This is a genomic window from Xanthomonas euroxanthea, assembly GCF_900476395.1.
Taxonomy (GTDB): Bacteria; Pseudomonadota; Gammaproteobacteria; order Xanthomonadales; family Xanthomonadaceae; genus Xanthomonas; species Xanthomonas euroxanthea.
The window spans coordinates 251978-268366 of the sequence record NZ_UIHB01000002.1; the positions used below are offsets into that span (position 1 = coordinate 251978).

General features: G+C 66.9%; 15 protein-coding genes. 6 read left to right on the forward strand and 9 right to left on the reverse strand.

Features of this window, described 5'->3' with window-relative positions:
* Positions 1-9: 9 nt before the first annotated feature.
* The 9 genes from CPBF1521_RS08205 to asnS all read right to left on the reverse strand — a co-directional run bounded on the left by CPBF1521_RS08205 (position 10) and on the right by asnS (position 9492).
* Complete coding sequence (locus CPBF1521_RS08205; protein WP_115677069.1) at positions 10-1377, reverse strand: FAD-dependent oxidoreductase; 1368 nt, start codon at positions 1375-1377, stop codon at positions 10-12.
* A gap of 173 nt (positions 1378-1550) precedes the next feature.
* Positions 1551-2822 (reverse strand): kynureninase, encoded by a 1272-nt coding sequence (gene kynU, locus CPBF1521_RS08210; protein WP_115676682.1) that lies wholly within the window; start codon positions 2820-2822, stop codon positions 1551-1553.
* 34 nt (positions 2823-2856) lie between these two features.
* On the reverse strand, positions 2857-4998 hold the full coding sequence (locus CPBF1521_RS08215) for an FUSC family protein (RefSeq protein ID WP_115676683.1): 2142 nt from the start codon (positions 4996-4998) through the stop codon (positions 2857-2859).
* A 202-nt stretch (positions 4999-5200) separates the two neighbouring features.
* Positions 5201-5731, reverse strand: coding sequence for a 3-hydroxyanthranilate 3,4-dioxygenase (locus CPBF1521_RS08220; RefSeq protein ID WP_115676684.1), 531 nt, complete (start codon positions 5729-5731; stop codon positions 5201-5203).
* Between the two features lie 85 nt (positions 5732-5816).
* Positions 5817-6479 (reverse strand): carbonate dehydratase, encoded by a 663-nt coding sequence (gene can / locus CPBF1521_RS08225; protein WP_104648440.1) that lies wholly within the window; start codon positions 6477-6479, stop codon positions 5817-5819.
* Between the two features lie 90 nt (positions 6480-6569).
* Complete coding sequence (locus CPBF1521_RS08230; protein ID WP_115676685.1) at positions 6570-7208, reverse strand: FMN-binding negative transcriptional regulator; 639 nt, start codon at positions 7206-7208, stop codon at positions 6570-6572.
* A 1-nt stretch (position 7209) separates the two neighbouring features.
* Positions 7210-7536 (reverse strand): hypothetical protein, encoded by a 327-nt coding sequence (locus tag CPBF1521_RS08235; protein ID WP_104582803.1) that lies wholly within the window; start codon positions 7534-7536, stop codon positions 7210-7212.
* Complete coding sequence (locus CPBF1521_RS08240; protein WP_104582804.1) at positions 7533-7838, reverse strand: hypothetical protein; 306 nt, start codon at positions 7836-7838, stop codon at positions 7533-7535. The genes CPBF1521_RS08235 and CPBF1521_RS08240 overlap by 4 nt, the downstream gene beginning before the upstream one ends.
* 259 nt (positions 7839-8097) lie before the next feature.
* Entirely contained in the window at positions 8098-9492 is a 1395-nt protein-coding gene (asnS, locus tag CPBF1521_RS08250; RefSeq protein WP_115676686.1) for an asparagine--tRNA ligase, read from the reverse strand.
* A gap of 218 nt (positions 9493-9710) precedes the next feature.
* Between asnS and CPBF1521_RS08255 the strand changes: the two genes are divergently transcribed.
* The 6 genes from CPBF1521_RS08255 (at position 9711) to zipA (ending at position 16267) form a co-directional block, all read left to right on the forward strand.
* Complete coding sequence (locus CPBF1521_RS08255) at positions 9711-10049, forward strand: HesB/IscA family protein (RefSeq protein WP_104582807.1); 339 nt, start codon at positions 9711-9713, stop codon at positions 10047-10049.
* A 357-nt stretch (positions 10050-10406) separates the two neighbouring features.
* Positions 10407-10841 (forward strand): 30S ribosomal protein S6, encoded by a 435-nt coding sequence (rpsF, locus tag CPBF1521_RS08260; protein ID WP_006451585.1) that lies wholly within the window; start codon positions 10407-10409, stop codon positions 10839-10841.
* A gap of 11 nt (positions 10842-10852) precedes the next feature.
* Positions 10853-11083 (forward strand): 30S ribosomal protein S18, encoded by a 231-nt coding sequence (gene rpsR, locus CPBF1521_RS08265; protein ID WP_005991243.1) that lies wholly within the window; start codon positions 10853-10855, stop codon positions 11081-11083.
* Between the two features lie 234 nt (positions 11084-11317).
* Positions 11318-11767: a 50S ribosomal protein L9 gene (gene rplI / locus CPBF1521_RS08270; protein ID WP_016904199.1), complete on the forward strand. Its 450-nt coding sequence runs from the start codon at positions 11318-11320 to the stop codon at positions 11765-11767.
* A 208-nt stretch (positions 11768-11975) separates the two neighbouring features.
* On the forward strand, positions 11976-15479 hold the full coding sequence (gene smc, locus CPBF1521_RS08275) for a chromosome segregation protein SMC (RefSeq protein WP_054592266.1): 3504 nt from the start codon (positions 11976-11978) through the stop codon (positions 15477-15479).
* Between the two features lie 56 nt (positions 15480-15535).
* Positions 15536-16267, forward strand: coding sequence for a cell division protein ZipA (gene zipA / locus CPBF1521_RS08280; RefSeq protein WP_024939850.1), 732 nt, complete (start codon positions 15536-15538; stop codon positions 16265-16267).
* Positions 16268-16389: the final 122 nt, after the last annotated feature.

Consider the following 16389-nt stretch of genomic DNA (forward strand, 5'->3'; position numbering starts at 1 on the left):
GCAGCTTGATCAGTGCGCGCCTTCCAGCGGTTGCAGGCGCGCATGCACGACCGCTTCCAGTGCCGCCCAGTCGATGCGCGACAGGTCGCTGTGCCCGCGCGTGGCCTCGACCAGGATCTCGCGCTGGATCTCGCTGCGCGCCAGGGCGATCGAGTAGCGCGTGCGCAGGAAGGTCACCATTGTGTAATGCGGCACGAAACGGGTGGGCCAGCGTGCCTGCAGTTGCTGTTCGAGCGCGCGCTGCAGCAGGAAGTCGGGATCGTCGACGCGGTCGCGCATCTCCAGATAGTTTTCCAGCGCCATCTGCTGGATCGCCGCGGCATCCTCACGGCGTGCAGCCTGGAAGGCGGCAAACGCAGTTTCCAGATCGTGGTGCGCGTCCAGCTGCTCTGCCAGCGCCACGCAATCTTCGAACGCGCAATTCATGCCCTGGCCGTGGAACGGCACCATCGCGTGCGCGGCGTCGCCGATCAGCAATGCGCGGCCGCCCAGATGCCAGCGGTCCAGCGTCAGGGTGCCGAGCAGGCCAGGCGGATGTTCTTCCCAATGTTCCTTGAGCTGCGGGATCAGCGGCAGCGCATCGGGGAAATCACGCGCGAACAAGGCCAGCGCTTCGTCGCCGTTGCGGGTGGTGGCAAAGCTGGGCTCGCCGGCGTTTGGCAGAAACAGCGTGACGGTGAAGGTGCCGCCGTCGTTGGGCAGCGCGATGCACATGTAGCGCCCGCGCGGCCAGATGTGCAGCGCGTTGCCTTCGATGCGGAACCCGCCGCCGGGCAACGGTGGAATTTCCAGCTCCTTGTAGGAGTGATCGAGGAATTCGGTGCGCTCGCCCAGCGGCGATTTGCGCTGCATCGCTGCGCGCAATGCCGAGCCGGCGCCATCGCTGCCGATCAGGCTCTGGAAATGGATTTCGTGCGGCTGGTCGTCGCGGTCGTCGATGAAGCGCGCATAGCCGGCGTCGAAGTCCACCGTATGCAGGCGGCGGTAGAAGTGCACGCGTGCGCCGGCCTGTTCGGCCAGATCCAGCAGCGCGACATTCAACGCGGCGCGGTGGATCGACCAGATCACTTCGCTGTCGTCGCGGCCATAGCGCTGCAGCTGCGGCTGCCCGTGCAGCGGGTGCACCATGCGCCCGCGCATCATCACCGCCTTGGCCATCACCGCGTCGTCGGCGCCGGCCTGGCGCAGCGCATGGCGGCCGCGTTCGGCCAGCGCCAGGTTGATCGAGCGGCCGGACTCGTAGCCCTTGATGCGCGGGTCGCCGCGGCGCTCGTAGACGGTGACCTGCCAGCCGCGACGCGACAACAGGATGGCCAGCAGGCAACCGGCCAGGCCAGCGCCGATCAGGGTCAGGGAACGGGGAGAGACTGCGCTCAATGCGGTATCCGGCAGCGGCCGGACGCGAGTGCCGGCCAAGAGGGAGGAAGGAGAGTGGCTGGCAGCGGCACCTGCTGCGGTCGGCCAGGTGCGGGTTCGGAGTGTACGTGCGCGGGTGCCGATTCCGGCTCACGCGCAGCCGTGTTCGCTGGCACAGTCTGTGCCGTATGTGCTCAGGCGGCGGCCCAGGATTCCACGTGCTCGACCAACTGGTGCAGGTCGCAGAAGCGGTTGTACAGCGGCACCGGTGCGATGCGGATCACGTCCGGTTCGCGCCAGTCGCCGAGCACGCCCACCGACTGCAGGGACTCGAACAGCGAGCGCCCCTGCGCGCGGCCGCCGGCCACCCGCAACGACAGCTGGCAGCCACGCTGCGCCGGCTCGGCCGGGGTGACGATCTGCAGCACCTGCGGCACACGGGCGTGGATCAGCTGTTCCAGATGCTCGGTGAGTTGTTCGGACTTGGCGCGCAGCGCCGCCATGCCGGCCTGGTCGAACAATTCCAGCGAGGCACGCAGCGGCGCCAGCGCCAGCACCGGCGGATTGCTCAGCTGCCAGCCTTCGGCCCCAGGCGAGGGCACGAACTGCGGATCCATGCGGAACCGGGTCTGCTGCTCGTGTCCCCACCAGCCGGCCATACGCGGCAGGTCGCTGTTGGCATGGCGTTCGTGCACGAAACAGCCACCCACCGCGCCGGGGCCGGCATTGAGATATTTGTAGTGGCACCAGACCGCGAAATCCACGCCGTCGTCGTGCAGCGTCAGCGCGATATTGCCGACCGCATGTGCCAGATCGAAACCCACTGCCGCGCCCTGTGCGCGTGCCAGCCGCACGATTTCGCCCAGGTCGAAGGCCTGGCCGGTGCGGTACTGGATGCCGGGCCACAGCACCAGCGCCAGCCGCGGACCATGCCGGGCGATGGCATCGGCAATGGCCGCCATCGACAGCGTGCCGTTGGGTTGGTCGGCTTGCACTTCGATCAGCTGCGTGGCCGGATCCAGCCCATGCAGGCGCAGTTGCGATTCCACCGCATGGCGGTCGGACGGAAACGCGCCGGCTTCGATCAGGATCGCGCCGCGCTCGGGCGTGGGGCGGTAGAAGCTGGCCATCATCAGGTGCAGGTTGACGCTCAGCGTGTTCATCGCCACCACTTCACCGGGCAGCGCGCCGACTACCCGGGCCAGACCATCGCGCACCAGCTGGTGATAGGTCAGCCACTGGGTGGGACCGGTGAAGTGGCCCTCCACCGCGAGCGCACCCCACTGGTCGAGCACCTCGGCCACCATCGCGCGTGCGGCGCGTGGCTGCAGGCCCAGCGAGTTGCCGACGAAATAGGTCTGATCCTGGCCGGCATGCTGCGGGAAGATGAAGTCATCGCGCAGCTGGCGCAGCGGGTCGGCGGCGTCCAGTGCAACGGCATGGGCGCGGGACAGCAGGTCGGTCATGATCACGGCTCGCAACGCAGGTCAGTGGCGCAGTTTACCCGCCGGCACCCTGTGCGCCGTCATGCGCGGCCGGTACGTCGGGCGCGGCGGTGGTCGCGGCTGGCCGGGCAGGGCGCAGCAGATGCGTCAACGTGCCGATGCTGTCGGTGATGCGGTCGATGGTGTCGGCCAGTGCGGCGGTGGCCGGCGAGCCGTCGGGCAGGGCCGCCAGTGCATCGGACAACTGGCGCTCGGCGCTGCGCAAGGTGGCCGCGGCCGGAATGCCGCCGTCGAGCAGGCAGGCGATCAGCTCGGACAGCGCCTGGTCGGCCTGTTGCGCGAATGCCGCCAGCGCGTCCAGCGCAGGCAGGGGATGGCCGTCGCGCAGCACCGCCTCCAGCGACAAGGTGGCGCGGATCAGCCGGTTGCCGTTGGCCAGCAACGACTCGGCGAGTTTGAGCTCGTGCAGATTGCGCCGGCTGCGCGGCTCGCCGCGCAGGCGTTCGATCGAGGCCTGCGCATTGGTGCGCGCCACGCGTGCGGCAGCGCGGGTGTCGCCCAGATCCTCCATCCTGCCGAGCAACAGATTGCGCAGATGATCGCGATACGCGCTGAGCAGCTGCGCCAGCGAGGCGCGGATGTGCCGGCGTTCGCGCGTGGGCCACAGCGCATAGGCGATCAGCGCCCAGGCGCTGCCGGCCACCGTCGCCTGCAGGCGCGCACCGATGGCCTCGCCCGGTGCCACGCCCTCGAAGGACAGCAGCAGCACCAGCATGCCGGTCAGGAACGCCACGCCGATGCCGTAGTTCACCTGCGTCAGCAGGCGGAAGCCCAGGCAGAACAGCGCCAGCAACGCCAGGCGGACGCTCGCGCCATCCATTGCCAGATGCGCCAGCAAGGTCGCCACCAGCAGGCCGACGAAGGTGCCGGCCACGCGCAGGGCACCGAAGCTGAAGGTGCCGCCGAAATCCGGCTTGAGCACGATCGCGGTGGTCATCGGAATCCAGAAGCCGTGCGGGATCTGCTGCCAGCGCTGGAAGGCGATTGCCAGCGCCAGGCACACGCCGCAGCGCAAGGCATGCCGGAAGGCCACCGATGACAGATCCAGGTTCGCGCGCAGCGTGGCCCAGGTCGCGGCGGGCCTGAGTGCCGCCGGCAGGCGCGCTTCGGCCAGCTGCGCCTGGATTTCGCCGCGGCTGCTGGCCCAATGCGCGTTGCGGATCAGCGCGCGCAGCTGGCCGCCCAGGCCTTGCGCGCGTGCTACCGCCACCCGCACCAGCCGGCGCTCGCGGGTGTCGGCGTTGTCGTGCTGGAACTGCGCCAGCGCGGCGACCAGATCGTCGAAGCCGGTCATCGAGGCACTGGCGGCGAGCGGGTCTTCGCCTACCGTCATCGCATGCGCGAGCTGTTCCAGCACGATGGCGCTGCGTTCGAGCACGCGCTCGATCGCCGGGCGCGCCTGCGACTCGGTCAGGCGGGTGTCGGCATCGGCCAATGACAGCAGCTCCAGCCGCACGCGCTCGCACAGCTCGGCAATGATGCGGAAGCTCTGCACGGCGATCGCGCGCGAGCGATGCTCGCCGTGCAGCATCACCATCGCATCGAGCACTTCCTGGGTGGCCGGCGGCGGGGCGCTGGCTTCCGGACGCTGGCGTGCGATGCCGGCCAGTTGACGCATCAGGTCGGCCAGCGCGAAGCGCTCCGGGCGATAGCGTTGCAGCGGCCAGGCGGCCAACGCCAGCACCACCTGGAGCAGGCCGCCAGCAAAGATCAATGCCGCCACACCTGCTGCCTGCTGCACCGGCAAGCGCATGTCGGCGCTGACCACCAGCAGGATCATGCTGGTCAGCCCTACACGCGCCGCCACCGGGCCGAGCGCCACCAGCAAGCCGCCGCCAAGGCCGAGCAGCAGCCCGGCGATCACCAGGGCCGGCGTGTTGTGGCCGACCCAGATGCCGAGCAACGCGGCCAGGCCGGCAGCCAGCGCGGCCATCAGCATGCGTTGCAGGCGCGCGCGATACGGGCCGGGCTGGTCGGTGAACATGGTGTTGAGCGCGCCGGTACACACGGCCAGGCCGGCGGCGACATGCCCGGTGGCCACGCCGACCGCCAGCGGCAGCACCACCGCGGCGGTGTTGCGCAGCGCGACGCGCAGCGGCACGTCGCGCGGTTTGAGGTCGATCAGCGTGCGCAGCATGGCATGGGGTTCAGCGCGTATACGCAGCGTGGCTGCGGCGCGTGCACGCGGTTGAAACGCAGCACGTTGCGGGCAGTTGCGCCGTCATTGCAATTGCGCGGCATCACGCTGCCGACGTGACGCACACGCGCGGCCATCGAGCGAACGCGCCTCCGAAGACCTGCGCAAGACGTGCCCGGCCGTGCCATACGCCATGGCCCGCTCATGCCTGGACAATGGCATAGCGCTCCGGCGCAGGATGCAGGTGTCCGCAGCGGGTGCAGGTGCGCAGCGCGAGCGAGCGGTAGAAATGATCGAACACCGGCGGAAAATCGGTTTCGATGTCCTGCAGCGGAAACATCGCCTCGTACAGCTTGTGATTGCACTGCGGGCAATACCACTGCAGGCCGTCCTGCTCGTCGGGGAGGCGCTCGCGTTCGATCACCAGGCCGATCGAGCCGGCCGTACGCTGCGGCGAATGCGGCACCTTGGGCGGCAGCAGGAAGATCTCGCCGGCGCGGATCGGGATGTCGCGTGCCACGCCGTCATCCTGCACCTTCAGCACCATCTCGCCTTCGAGCTGGAAGAACCACTCCGGGCCTTCGTCGTAGTGATAGTCGGTGCGCGCATTCGGCCCGCCGACGATCATGATGATGAAGCCGTCCTGCTGGATGCATTTATTGCCCACCGGCGGCTTGAGCAGGTGGCGGTGTTGCTCGATCCAGGCTTGCAGGTTGATCGGCGGGACCAGCATCGACGTTCCTCGGCAAAGAAGACGTCCAGCATAGCCAACCGACGGCGCCGATGGGCGCCGCGGCGGGATGGCGTGCGGGTGCGGCTCAGCGTTCGGCGTGATCGGCCTGGATCTGTGCCAGCGCCGCGTCGTAGCGTTCCTGCAGCAGTTCGGGGCGGTCGATCGACATGCCCAGGTCGTGCGCACGTCCGTCGCGCAGGCTGTAGACCCAGCCATGCACCTGCAGTGCCTGGCCGCGCTCCCAGGCATCGCGCACGATGGTGGTGCGGCAGACATTGACCACCTGTTCGAGCACGTTGAGCTCGCACAGGCGCGCGTGCTGGACCGGCAGGTCGCCCGCATCGTGCAGGCAGGCCTCGTGCTTGTCGGCCACATCGGTGACGTGGCGGATCCAGTTGTCGACCAGGCCCATGCGCTTCTGGGTCAGGCTGGCAAACACGCCGCCGCAGCCGTAATGGCCGACCACCAGGATGTGCTTGACCTTGAGCACGTCGACGGCGAACTGGATCACCGACAGGCAGTTCAGATCGGTGTGCACGACCACGTTGGCGATGTTGCGATGGACGAACACCTCGCCCGGCGCCATGTCGATGATCTGGTTGGCCGGCACGCGCGAGTCCGAGCAGCCGATCCACAGATACTCGGGCGTCTGCTGGGTGGACAGCTTGGAGAAGAATTCCGGGTCCTCGCGACGGATGCGCTCGGACCAGGCACGGTTGTTTTCAAGCAAATGGTTGAGCTCGTTCATGGGGGCAGTATTCCAGAGGACGAAGGGCAGTGTGTGATCGACAGATGAGCGAAAGGCAGTGATGCGCAAATCGATGCTGTACGGCACCGCTCATGCTGCGCCATCGCGTACCTGCAGGACATCGCGCATCAGCGCCGCCAGCTCGCGGGAGTCGGCGGACGCCTGTTGCTGCAATGCATCGCTCACGGCAGCGACATTACCGGCCGGATGATTCTGGCTGAGCTTGAAGGTCAGCTCGATGCGGCTGGGAACGAAGCGGAAGCCGATCAGGCCGCGCAACTGGCGGCGGTGGCTGTCGCGTTCCATCTCGAACAGCCAGTCGCTGCCGGCGCGCTGTTCGAAGTGCGCGCTCATGCGGCCGATCAGGTCGCCCAGCGCCGCCTCATCGCTGACCTGCTCGCAGCGTCCATGCAGATGCGCCACGGCGTAGTTCCAGGTCGGCACGCGTGCGGCCGCTTCCTTGTCCGGATACCAGCTCGGCGACACATAGGCGTGCGGGCCCTGCACCACGATTACCGCATCGCCGGGGCTGCGTGCCTGCGGATTGGGGCGCGCCCAGTGGCCTTCGATGACCACTGCCTGCGCCTGGCGTCGGTACAGCACCGGCAGATGCGAGATCGCCGGCTGCCCGTCCTCGCCACCGCTGATCAGGGTGACGAACGGGTCGCGCGCGATCAGCCAGTCCAGCAGTGCCAGATCGGTCTGCGCGAACGCGCGCGGGGCGTACATGTCAGGCGCGACCGCCCAGGGTCAGCACCATGCGTTCGCGCAGGTCGGCATCGTCGTCGCCGCGCGGCGGCGACACCTCGTCGAGCGAGAAGCCACGCATCAGCGCGTCTTCCTCGTCCAGCCCGTCGAGCGCGACGAATTCGGCATCGAACAAGGCCGCACGGGCGCTGTCTTCGCTGTCGTAGGGCAGGATCTTGCCGTCGCTGTCCAGGACTTCGGCGGTACCGGCCTGCTTGACGCGCAGGCGCGCCCAGATCAGCGTGCGGCCGATCGTGGCCAGCCACCACGAATCGTGGTGGTCCTGTGCGGTGTCTTGCGATGTATTCATGGCATTACCTTGGAAAGCAGGCCGAGCAGGGCCGCCATGCCCAGGCCGAAGAAGATGGTCAGCAGCGACAGCCAGGCGGGTGTGGCCAGACCGGACAGCGCATTGTCGCGGTGGCTGCGGTAGCGCCGTGTCAGCAACCAGCGCAGTGCCGCAGGGCTGATGAAGGCCGGATCGCCGAAGCTGGCCAGCGCCTCGGGATGACGGTCGCGCAGGTGCACCAGCGTCAGTGGCCAGAAGATCAGCAAGGCGGTGAGCCCGGCGACGGCGACGCCGACAAAACACAGTGCGAAGAACAGGGTCATGTGCCCGCCGGCCTCAGTACGCGTTGCAGAAGTACTGCGCCAGCCACCGGCGCAGCGATGGTCCACCCCAACGGACGCCTGGCCTGGAGGAGGGCCTGGCGTGCCGTGTCACCCTGCCGCCACGCACCTGGAACCGGAGGCGTGGCTGCCGGCTCGGCTGGCCGGACGCCGCACACGCCGGCCATGCCGAGGCTTGGCAAGGCCGGCGCCAAGGCCGGCGATTGCGGGTGCGGGGCGGCGGCAGCCAGCAGGCGCACGGTCAGAACTCGGCGCTGCCGGGTGCGCGCGGGTAGGGGATGGCGTCGCGGATATTGCTCAGCCCGCACACGTAGACCACCAGGCGCTCGAAGCCCAAGCCGAAGCCGGCATGCGGCACCGAGCCGTAGCGACGGAAATCGCGGTACCAGCCGTAGTGCTCCTGATCCAGGCCAAATTGCGCCATGCGCGCATCCAGCACGTCCAGACGCTCTTCGCGCTGGCTGCCGCCGATGATCTCGCCGATGCCCGGCGCCAGCACGTCCATCGCCGCGACGGTCTTGCCGTCGTCGTTCAGGCGCATGTAGAAGGCCTTGATGTGCTCGGGGTAGTTGGTCACCACCACCGGGCGGCCGATATGTTCTTCGGTCAGCCAGCGCTCGTGCTCGGTCTGCAGGTCCAGGCCCCATTCGACCGGGAAGTCGAACTTCTTGCCAGAGTTCTGCAGCAGCCTCACCGCCTCGGTGTAGTCGATCTGCTCGAACGGCGCATTGATGAAGGCTTCCAGCTTGCTGATGGCGTTCTTGTCCACGCGCTCGGCCAGGAAGGCCAGATCGTCGCCACGTTCGTCCAGGACGGCGCGGAACAGGTACTTGAGGAACTGTTCGGCCAGGCGCGCGTCTTCGGCCAGGTCGGCGAAGGCGATTTCCGGCTCGATCATCCAGAATTCGGCCAGATGGCGCGTGGTATGGCTGTTCTCGGCGCGGAAGGTCGGGCCGAAGGTGTAGACCTTGCTCAGCGCCAGGCAGTACGCCTCCACGTTGAGCTGGCCGGACACGGTCAGGAAGGTTTCCTTGCCGAAGAAGTCGCGGCTGAAATCCACCGCACCGCTGGCATCGCGCGGCAGGTTCACCATGTCCAGCGTGGAGACGCGGAACATCTGCCCGGCGCCTTCGGCGTCGGAGGTGGTGATGATCGGGGTGCTGATCCAGTTGAAGCCGTTCTGGTGGAAGAAGCGGTGCACCGCTTGCGCCAGGCAGTTGCGGATGCGGGTGACCGCGCCGAACAGGTTGGTGCGCGGGCGCAGGTGCGCCACTTCGCGCAGGAACTCCGGCGACATCGGCTTGGGCTGGATCGGGTAGGTCAGCGGGTCCTCGACCCAGCCGACGATCTCCACGCCGGTGGCCTGGATCTCGAACGACTGGCCCTTGCCCTGCGACTTCACCAGCACGCCCTTGGCGATCAGCGAGCAGCCGCTGGTCAGGCGCTTGATCTCGTCGAAGTTGGGCAGGGTGTCGTTGGCCACCACCTGGATCGGGGCAAAGCACGAGCCATCGGTCACGTTGATGAAGGCCAGTCCGGCAGATCCGCGCAGCGTGCGCACCCACCCCCGTACCGTGACTTCGCCGCCTTCCGGGAGTTTTCCCGCAAGCGCATGTTCAACGCTGACCACCGTCATGACTTGTCCTCGCCGTAGCGACTTTGAATGGTCTGCGAGTTTACTGGCTGCGGGCGCGCTGGCGCGAGCATCTGAACGGCTTGCCGGTGGTCGCGCTTGTCGACGGCGGGGCATGGCCCCATCTGGGGAACACGTCGTATCAGCGGGTGCAGCCCCGGTCATTGCAGCCTCGCTATACTTGCCACCAGTGTTTCACCATCGTTTTCGGAGCATCTCCCATGGCCATCAGCCTCACCCCCGCCGCGCTGGAGCGCGTGCAGCGTTTCGTGCAGCAGACCCCGGGGACGCTGGGTCTGCGCTTTGGCGTGACCAAGACCGGTTGCTCGGGTTGGGGCCATGTCACCGACCTGGCGCGCGAGAAGCGCGACGACGATGCGGTGTTCGAGCAGCAGGGGGTGCGCATCTTCGTCGACCCGGTCAGCCTGCCGCTGGTCGATGGCACCTGCATCGATTTCGGCAAGCACGGCCTCAGCGAGACCTTCACCTTCAGCAACCCCAATGCGACCGCCGAGTGCGGGTGCGGGGAGAGCTTCACGACCGAAGCCGAGCATCGCTGAGCCCGGCTGAGCCCACCGGCACTGGAGTCCCTTCTCCCCTCGGGAGAAGGTGCCCGAAGGGCGGATGAGGGTGCGCCTCAAGCATCTGCCAGTGCCCGGAATGAAAAACGCGTCGCCACGCGCCTTCAAAAGTGACGCTGCGACTACTTCGCCCCGGGCCCTTACCCCCCCCTCCCGGCGGGAGAGGGGCGTTGGAATGTCCTCGCTGGGCGGCCGGTTGCGTGCAAACGCCTGAACTGCCATACTTTCCTGCTTCCTGCCCGGTTCCGGGCGGGAACCCTTGCTCCACCGGCCGCCTTGCGCGGCTCACCGGGGAGCTGTCCGGCCCACGTGGCCACATCCGAAAGGTAATACAACATGAGTCGTCATTACGAAGTCGTGTTCCTGGTCCACCCGGATCAGAGCGAGCAGGTTCCGGCCATGATCGAGCGCTACAAGTCGCTGATCGAGGGCGGTAACGGCACCATCCACCGTCTGGAAGACTGGGGCCGTCGTCAGCTGGCCTACCCGATCCAGAACCTGGTGAAGGCGCACTACGTGCTGCTCAACATCGAAGTCGACCAGGCCGTGCTGAGCGAGCTGGTGGAAAGCTTCCGCTTCAACGATGCGGTGCTGCGTCACCTGGTCGTCAAGCGCGACGGCCCGGACACCGAGCAGTCGCTGATCATGAAGAGCAAGGACGAGAAGGGCGACAAGCCCGAGCGTAGCGAGCGTCGTCGTCGTGATGACGATGAGGGCGATGCTGCACCTGCCGCCACCGATACCGACGGCGACAACGCCGAAGCCGCTTAAGGAGCGCTGTCATGTCCAAGTTCTTCCGTCGTCGCAAGTTCTGCAAATTCACCGCCGAGGGCGTCAAGGAGATCGATTACAAGGATCTCAACACCCTGCGCCAGTACCTCACCGAGAACGGCAAGATCGTGCCGAGCCGCGTGACCGGCACCAAGTCCAAGTACCAGCGTCAGCTGGCCACGGCCGTCAAGCGCTCGCGTTTCCTGGCGCTGATCCCGTACACGGACAATCACGACGTTTAATCCGAGTCGTTGATGTGAGTCCCTCACAAGAGCCCGCACGGTTGTATGTGAGTCCCTCACAAAAGCCCGCACATCCATGTGCGGGTTACTAAAAATATAGAGGCCGGTCGTTCGAGATGCGGTGTTGATCGTGCTGTTGCGATTCCCAAATCCCGATTCCCGAATCCCGTCTTTTCGGACAGCAAACGTTGCGTCGGCCAAAGCGCCGGCGCTAACGAATAACGGAGCACCACCATGGATCTGATTCTTCTGCAGAAAGTGACCAATCTCGGCGGCCTGGGCGACAAGGTCAGCGTCAAGCCGGGTTACGGCCGCAACTTCCTCGTGCCGCAGGGCAAGGCCGTGCCGGCCACCGCTGCCAACGTTGAAGCGTTTGAAGCCAAGCGTGCCGACTACGAAGCCAAGGCCAACACCATCCTGGCCGATGCCCAGAGCCGCGCCGGCAAGTTCGAAGGCGCCAGCGTCACCATCGGCGCGCATGCGTCGACCGAAGGCAAGCTGTACGGCTCGGTCGGTCCGCGTGACATCGCCGAGGCGTTCACCGCCGCCGGCCTGCCGCTGGAAAAGAGCGAAGTGATCCTGGGCGAAGGCGCGTTCCGCAATGTCGGCGAGTACGACGTTGTGCTGCACCTGCACGCCGATGTGGAAACCTCGGTCAAGGTCATCGTCGAATCCGACGCCTGATCCACGCTGCACGCTGTATCCGAAGGGCGCCTGGTTGGGCGCCCTTCGTCTTTGTGCGGCCGCGCCAACGATGGCAGGCCCGCTATACTCGTGTTCCATTGCCGGTTCCACGGCCTGCAGATCTTGTGGATCAAGGGCTTAGGTGTCGGCTTCACAGGAAAAAGCGCCTGCCGGCCTCGCCCGTGCGGTGCCCGGAACCTTCAGCCCCATGCGCCTGTCCACGATCAAACTGTCCGGTTTCAAGTCGTTCGTCGACCCGACCACGTTGCACCTGCCCACCAACATGACCGGCATCGTCGGACCCAATGGCTGCGGCAAGTCCAACATCATCGACGCGGTGCGCTGGGTGATGGGCGAAAGTTCGGCCAGCCGCCTGCGTGGCGACTCGCTGACCGACGTGATCTTCTCCGGCTCCTCGGCGCGCAAGCCGGTGTCGCAGGCGACGGTGGAGCTGATCTTCGACAATTCCGATCACACCATCAGCGGCGAGTTCGCCTCGTTCAACGAGATCTCGGTCAAGCGCCTGGTCAGCCGCGACGGCAACAGCGCCTACTACCTCAACGGCACCAAGTGCCGGCGCCGCGACATCACCGACCTGTTCCTGGGCACCGGTCTTGGCCCGCGCAGCTACTCGATCATCGAGCAGGGCATGATCAGCCAGATCATCGAGGCGCGCCCGGAAGACCTGCGCGTGTACCTGGAAGAAGCCGCCGGCATTTCCAAGTACAAGGAGCGCCGCAAGGAAACCGAAACGCGCATCCGGCATACCCGCGAGAATCTCGATCGCCTGGGCGACCTGCGCGAAGAGATCACCAAGCAGCTGGCGCATCTGCAGCGCCAGGCGCGCCAGGCCGAGCAGTATCAGGCCTTGCAGGAAGAGCGCCGGATCAAGGACGCCGAGTGGAAGGCGCTGGAATACCGCGGGCTGGATGGGCGGCTGCAGGGCCTGCGCGAGAAGTTGAACCAGGAAGAGACCCGGCTGCAGCAGTTGATCGCCGAACAGCGCGATGCCGAGGCGCGGATCGAGACCGGGCGCGCGCGTCGCGAGGAAGCCGCCGAAGCGGTGGCCAAGGCGCAAGCCGATGTCTATCAGGTCGGTGGTGCGTTGGCGCGCATCGAGCAGCAGATCCAGCATCAGCGCGAACTCTCGCATCGCCTGCACAAGGCGCGCGACGAGGCGCAGAGCCAGTTGCAGGAGCTGACCCAGCACATCAGCGGCGATTCGGCCAGGCTGGCGGTATTGCGCGAGGCGGTGGACGCTGCCGAACCGCAACTGGAACAGCTGCGCGAGGACCACGAATTCCGCCAGGAGTCGCTACGCGAGGCCGAGGCGCGTCTGGCCGACTGGCAGCAGCGCTGGGAAACCCATAACCGCGACACCGGCGAAGCCTCGCGTGCCGGCGAAGTGGAGCGCACGCGCGTCGATTATCTCGATCGCCAGTCGCTGGAGGCCGAGCGTCGCCGCGAAGCGCTGGTCAATGAGCGCGCCGGGCTGGACCTGGATGCGCTGGCCGAGGCGTTCGAGCAGATCGAGCTGCGCCACGAAACCCAGAAGACCTCGCTGGACGGGCTGACCGAGCAGGTCGAAGCGCGCAAGCACGCGCTCGGCGGGCTGCAGGAACAACAGCGCGCCAGCCAGGGCGAACTGGCCGACGTGCGCAAGCAGGCGCAGGCCGCGCGTGGTCGGCTGTCGTCGCTGGAAACCCTGCAGCAGGCCGCACTCGGCCAGGAGCAGGGCGCCGCAGTGGCGTGGCTGAAGTCGCGCGGGCTGGATTCTGCCGCACGTGTCGGCGAGCGCATCACAGTCGAAAGCGGCTGGGAAAACGCGGTGGAAGGCGCGTTGGGGCAGTTGATCGAAGGCGTGCTGGTGGATGCGCCGGAACAACTGGTCGATGCGCTGGGCGAATTGGGCGAGGGCCGCATCGCGCTGGTGTCCGGTGCCAGCGACAACGCGAGCTTCGCGCCGACCTCGCTGGCGGCCAAGGTGCAGGGGCCGATCGCGATCCGTCGCCTGCTCGCGCGCCTGCACGCGGCCGAGGATCTGGAGGCCGCGCGCACGCTGCAGCGCAGCCTGCCCGAAGGCGATTCGGTCATCACCCGCAGCGGCGAGCGGCTGGGCGAGGGCTGGGTGCGGGTGTCGCGCTCCGGCGCTGCCAAGCAGGGCGCCTTGCTGCGCGAGCGCGAGATTCAGGAGCTGCGTGCGCAGATCGAAACGCTGCAGGAGCGCGAGGCCGAACTCGAGCAGCGCCTGGGCAGCTTCCGCGAGCAACTGCTGGCGGCCGAGCAGCAACGCGAAGATGCGCAGCGCCAGTTGTACATGGCGCACCGCAGCGTGTCCGAGCTGGCCGGCCAGCTGCAGAGTCAGCAGGGCAAGGTCGATGCCGCGCGCACGCGCATCGAACGCATCGAAAACGAATTGTCGCAGCTGCTGGAAACACTGGACACCAGCCGCGAGCAGGCACGCGAGGCACGCGCCAAGCTCGAAGACGCGGTGACCCTGATGGGCGACCTGCAAGGCACTCGCGAGGCGCTGGAGAACGAACGCCGTCAGCTCACCGATGCGCGCGATCAGGCCCGCGATGCCGCACGTGGCGTGCGCGATGCGATGCATGCATTGGCACTGACGCTGGAATCGCAACGCACACAGATCACCTCGCTGAGCCAGACGCTGGAGCGCATGGACAGCCAGCGCGGCCAGCTCGATACGCGCCTGGAGGACCTGGTCGCCCAGCTCAGCGACGGCGATTCGCCGGTGGAAACGCTGGAGCACGAGCACCAGGCCGCGTTGAGCGAGCGTGTACGCACCGAGCGCGTGCTGAGCGAAGCGCGCACCATGCTGGAGAGCATCGATGGCGAGCTGCGCAGCTACGAGCAGACCCGCCAGCAGCGCGACGAACAGGCGCTGGCCCAGCGCGAGCGCATCTCCCAGCGCAAGCTCGATCAGCAGGCGTTGGTGCTCAGCGCAGAGCAATTGGAGGCCGCCGTGGTGAAAGCCGGCTTCGTGCTCGAGGACGTCGTCAATGGGTTGCCGGAAGCCGCGAACGTGGCCGAGTGGGAAGCCGCAGTCGGCCAGATCGACGGCCGCATGCGGCGGCTGGAACCGGTTAACCTGGCCGCGATCCAGGAGTACGGCGAAGCGGCGCAGCGTTCGGAATATCTGGACGCGCAGAATCTGGATCTCAACACCGCACTGGAGACGCTGGAAGAGGCGATCCGCAAGATCGACCGCGAAACCCGCGGCCGCTTCAAGGACACCTTCGACCGGGTCAATTCCGGGGTCCAGGCGCTGTATCCGCGCCTGTTCGGCGGTGGTCATGCGTATCTGGAGCTCACCGGCGAAGACCTGCTCGACACCGGCGTGACCATCATGGCGCGCCCGCCGGGCAAGCGCGTGTCCAGCATCTCGCTGCTGTCCGGTGGCGAGAAGGCGATGACCGCGGTGGCGCTAGTGTTTGCGATCTTCCAGCTCAATCCCGCGCCGTTTTGCCTGCTCGACGAGGTGGACGCGCCGCTGGACGAAGCCAATGTCGGCCGCCTGGCCAACATGGTGCGGGAAATGAGCGAGAAGGTGCAGTTCCTGTTCGTCAGCCACAACAAGGCGACGATGGAGGCTGCGCGCCAGCTCTCGGGCGTGACCATGCGTGAGCCGGGCGTCAGTCGACTGGTCAGCGTGGACCTGGAAGAGGCCGCACGTTTGGCGGGTGCGGCATGACGTGCCATGCTTGTCGGAATATCGACACCTGTCACTCTTATGCGGAGGCACGCTGAATGTCCGACATGGCCATGATCCGGATCGGGATCCTGATCGCTGGACTGCTGCTGGTCGCGGCCATCTTCCTGTTTGGTCGCCCGAAAAAATCGCCACAAGGGCGCCGGGTCGACAAGGACGACGGGCAGCCGCGCGAGCGCCGCGAGCCGGTGATCTCCAGCGAGCCTGGCGTGGACGGCGACCCGTTCGAGCGCAATGAAGGCGCCGAGCAAAGCGAACTGAACCTGGACGATGCCGATGCGGCCGGCGGCAACGATGTCGGCAAGCGGCCCAACCAGGATTTCGACAAGATCGTCTCGCTGTTCGTGGCCGCCAAGGCCGGCCAGGTGCTGCGCGGCGAAGATGTGGTGGTCGCTGCGGAGAAGACCGGGCTGGTGTTCGGTCACATGAATGTCTTCCACCGTTTGGTGGAGGGGCATCCGGAGCGCGGGCCGATCTTCAGCATGGCCAGCATCCTCAAGCCCGGCAGCTTCGACATGGCCAACATCCGCGAGATGCAGACCCCGGCGATTGCGTTCTTCCTCACCTTGCCGGCGCCGATGACCGCGCTGGATGCCTGGGAAAAGATGCTGCCGACCGTGCAGCGCATGGCCGAACTGCTCGACGGCGTGGTGCTGGACGACAGCCGCAATGCGCTGGGCCGCCAGCGCGTGGCGCATATCCGCGACGAACTGCGCGCCTACGATCGCCAGCACCAGGCACCGCCGCTGACCAAGTCGCCGCGCTGGTGAGTGCGTATTGCTTTTAAGTGTGCGCTGCTGGTGATGTGCGTTGGTGGTGATTGCGCACCGCTGGTGATCGAGCGTCGCTGAGTCAGTGATTGCGAGCCGTTGACCGCGAGCCATCCCGACCG